General features: G+C 67.2%; 2 protein-coding genes. One reads left to right on the top strand and one right to left on the bottom strand.

The window, feature by feature from the left end:
- Positions 1-1,186, bottom strand: a 1,186-nt coding sequence (locus tag EB084_22500) for a hypothetical protein (protein NDD31035.1), incomplete at its 3' end; no start/stop codon positions are given.
- Between the two features lie 186 nt (positions 1,187-1,372).
- Here EB084_22500 and EB084_22495 point away from each other — a divergent pair.
- The coding region (locus tag EB084_22495; protein NDD31034.1) for a 2-oxoglutarate dehydrogenase E1 component at positions 1,373-3,120 on the top strand (1,748 nt) is incomplete at its 3' end.

The raw sequence follows: 3,120 nt of genomic DNA, 5'->3' as shown, positions 1-3,120 counted from the left end.
CGGCGGTCAGCTGCTCGAACCTTCCTTCCAGAAACGACGCCTGCTGACGGTTCTCGAGAGCCTGGCGCGCCAGGTCTCTGGCCTGGGAGGCCAGCTGACGGGCCTGTTCGGCCAGCGTTGCGGCCTGCCCATTGCGCAGGCGCGCGACCAGCCCCGCCGTCTGCCCTTCAGCCAGGGTCGCGGCGGCTTCGTCTCCAAAATCGGGAAGCACGCCCAGGGCGGCGCCCGCCTCTGCGTCGATGGCGGCTTTACGGGCCAGCAGGGCCGCAAGGGCGGAGGTCTGCGACGACTGCTCGCCTGTTGCGATGCTCTGGGCTTGCGTGACCGCGGCTGAAGCGTCCTGGGAATCGGCCTCTGTTCGTCGCGTCTCTGCCTCGCGGGCCGCCGCCACGGCGCAGCTCTCCTTGTGCACGGCCGAGTCGAGCAGGCGATCTGACTGCGCCTGCATGTCCTGAGCCTCGGCTGTGGTGGCGTCGGCTTCGAGGCGATGGGTCTCTGCGGCGCCGCGCAGCGTGCGACCCGCTTCGATGGTGGAAAGGGCCCCTTCGAGCCCTTCGACGCCCTGGCGCTCCCGTGAGAGCGCGTCGGTTTCGCGCGTGATGCCCTGGCCCAGGGCATCGAGGCCGTTTGTGACCTGTTGTCCCGCCAGCTCGCCTGCCTCCAGGCCCGTTGCGATGGTGTCGGCTCCCCGGCGCGCCACAGCGGCGCCCTGGGCCTCGGCGTCGACGAGGGAGGAAAGCATCTCTCCCGCTCGGTCGTGCCGTGCGACCGCAGTCTCGGTTTGGCCGGTCGCCTGTTCGAAGGTGGTGACCCCTGCCTGCTCGGTGGCATGGCCGTCGGCCTCCGTGCGCAGGCCAGCGTCCACGGTGCGCTGCCCCTGGGCTTGCAGGGCGACTCCGTCAGAGGCCTTGCGCTGGCCATCGGTGATGCGCTGCTGACCATTGGTCACGGTTGCGGCGCCTTCCGCCGCGGTGGCAGTGCCTGCGGTCACGTTGAGGTCGCCCTGCTGGCGCACCTGCTGGCCACGGGCCATCTCGCGCAGCCCCGCCTGCTCGAGGCTCTGGCGCGCCTCGACGACGTCGTGGGCATCGGTGATACCGTCGTTTGTGCTCGCGGAAGCCGCCGCCGAGCGGGCGGGGCTGAGAGCGGGAGTTGAGGCGGTGGTGCTGCTGATACGCGTGAGCATGGGGGTCCTCCAGGGCAGGATGTCGTGTGTCACGAGATACGGCAGTCTAGCATGAAAGCCGTGTGGGGCATATTGACGACCTGTGCGAGATTGTTGACGGAGTGTTAACGCATGCCATGCACGTCTGCTCGTGTGTGCGGCGCTTGCGCAAGGAGAATGCGAAGGTCAGACGAAACCTTGAACAGCATGTCGGAGACGGTGAACGGCCTCAGCCTCGACTTCGTCGAAGCGCTCTACCACGACTACCAGCGCGATCCATCGTCGGTTGATGCCGAGTGGCGCGCCTATTTCGAGTGGCTCGACAGCGGCGAGCGGCGCGACGGCCGACGGCCTCCCGCTGCAGGCCGAGGCGCAGCGCCGCATGATGACGTCGTGCGTGCAGCCTGCGCGCGCACCGCCGACAAGCAAGACCGGGTCGATCAGCTGGTGCGCTCGTACCGCGTGCGCGGACACGTCATCGCCCGTCTCGACCCGCTGGCCTCTGAGCGGGTGCGTCATCCGGAGCTCGACTACCGGTACTACGGCCTCGACGACGCCGACCTCGACGAGCGCTTCTCTTGCCTCAGCATGAGCCAGGGTGAGCGCTTCCTCACCCTGCGCGAGATCATCGACAGCCTCGAGAAGACCTACTCTGACTTCATCGGCGTGCAGTACATGCACATCGACGACGTCGAGATCAAGCGCTGGCTGCAAGGGCGCATGGAAGACTATCGCGCCCGTGTCGAGATGAGCCGGGAGGTTCAGCTGCGCATTCTCACCCGTCTCACCGACGCCGAGATCTTCGAGCAGTTCGTGCAGAAGAAGTTCGTGGGGGCCAAGCGCTTCTCGCTCGAGGGATCGGAGACCCTCATCCCCCTGCTTGACCTCGCCATCGAGGCAGCGGGCCGACAGGGCGTGCGTGAGATCATCATCGGCATGGCCCATCGCGGCCGACTCAACGTGCTCGCCAACATCCTGCACAAGGACCCCGCGCTCATCTTCCGCGAGTTCGAGGACAAGGACCCGGAGCTGCACTTCGGCGGCGGAGATGTGAAGTACCATCTCGGCTATGCGGGCGTGTGGAGCACCGCGGAGAACAAGAGCATCGACATCGAGATGTGCTTCAACCCGAGCCACCTCGAGTTCGTCTGGCCCGTGCTCGAGGGGAGGGTTCGCGCCCGCCAGGATCGTCGCGCGCGCGAGGCGCGTGACGCCGCGGGAGAGCCCTATCCCAGCGATCCCTCGCTCACCGTGGTGCGTCCGGCACAGGGCCCGCAGGTCGATCGCACGCAGGGAGAGCAGCCCAGCCCCGCCGAGATGGAAGCGCGAAACCGCGTGATGGGGCTGGTCATTCACGGTGACGCTGCCTTCGCCGGACAGGGCATCGTGCAGGAGAGCCTCAATCTCTCTGAGCTTCAGGGGTACGGCACCGGCGGAACGGTGCACGTCATCGTCAACAACCAGGTGGGCTTCACCACGTCCCCCCATCACTCGCGCTCGACCCAGTACCCCACCGACGTGGCGCGCATGCTGCAGGTGCCCATCTTTCACGTGAATGGAGAAGACCCCGAGAGCGTCGCCCACGTCATCCACATCGCCATGGGGTTTCGCGAGCGGTTCAAGAAGGACGTGATCATCGACATGTACGGCTATCGCCGCTGGGGGCACAACGAGGGCGACGAGCCGTCGTTCACCCAGCCGGTGATGTACCGCGTCATCGACGGCCATCCATCGGTGCGGCAGAGCTACGTGCAGAACCTGCTTCGTCTCGGAAAGGTGACGCCGGACGAGGCCGAGCGCATCGCGGTCGATCGCCGCGCCACCCTCGACGAAGAGCTCTCGAAGGCGCGCCATCCGCGCTACGACTATCGCGTGCACATCGAGCGCGGGGTGTGGACGGGGTATCGCGGCGGCCCCGACGCAGAGGTGCCCGAAGTCGCCACGCACGTTCCGCG

It is taken from the genome of Pseudomonadota bacterium, from assembly GCA_010028905.1.
Lineage (GTDB): Bacteria > Vulcanimicrobiota > Xenobia > RGZZ01 > RGZZ01 > RGZZ01.
Note: the sequence above shows the minus strand (reverse complement) of the source record. Positions and strands in the feature narration are given on the sequence as shown.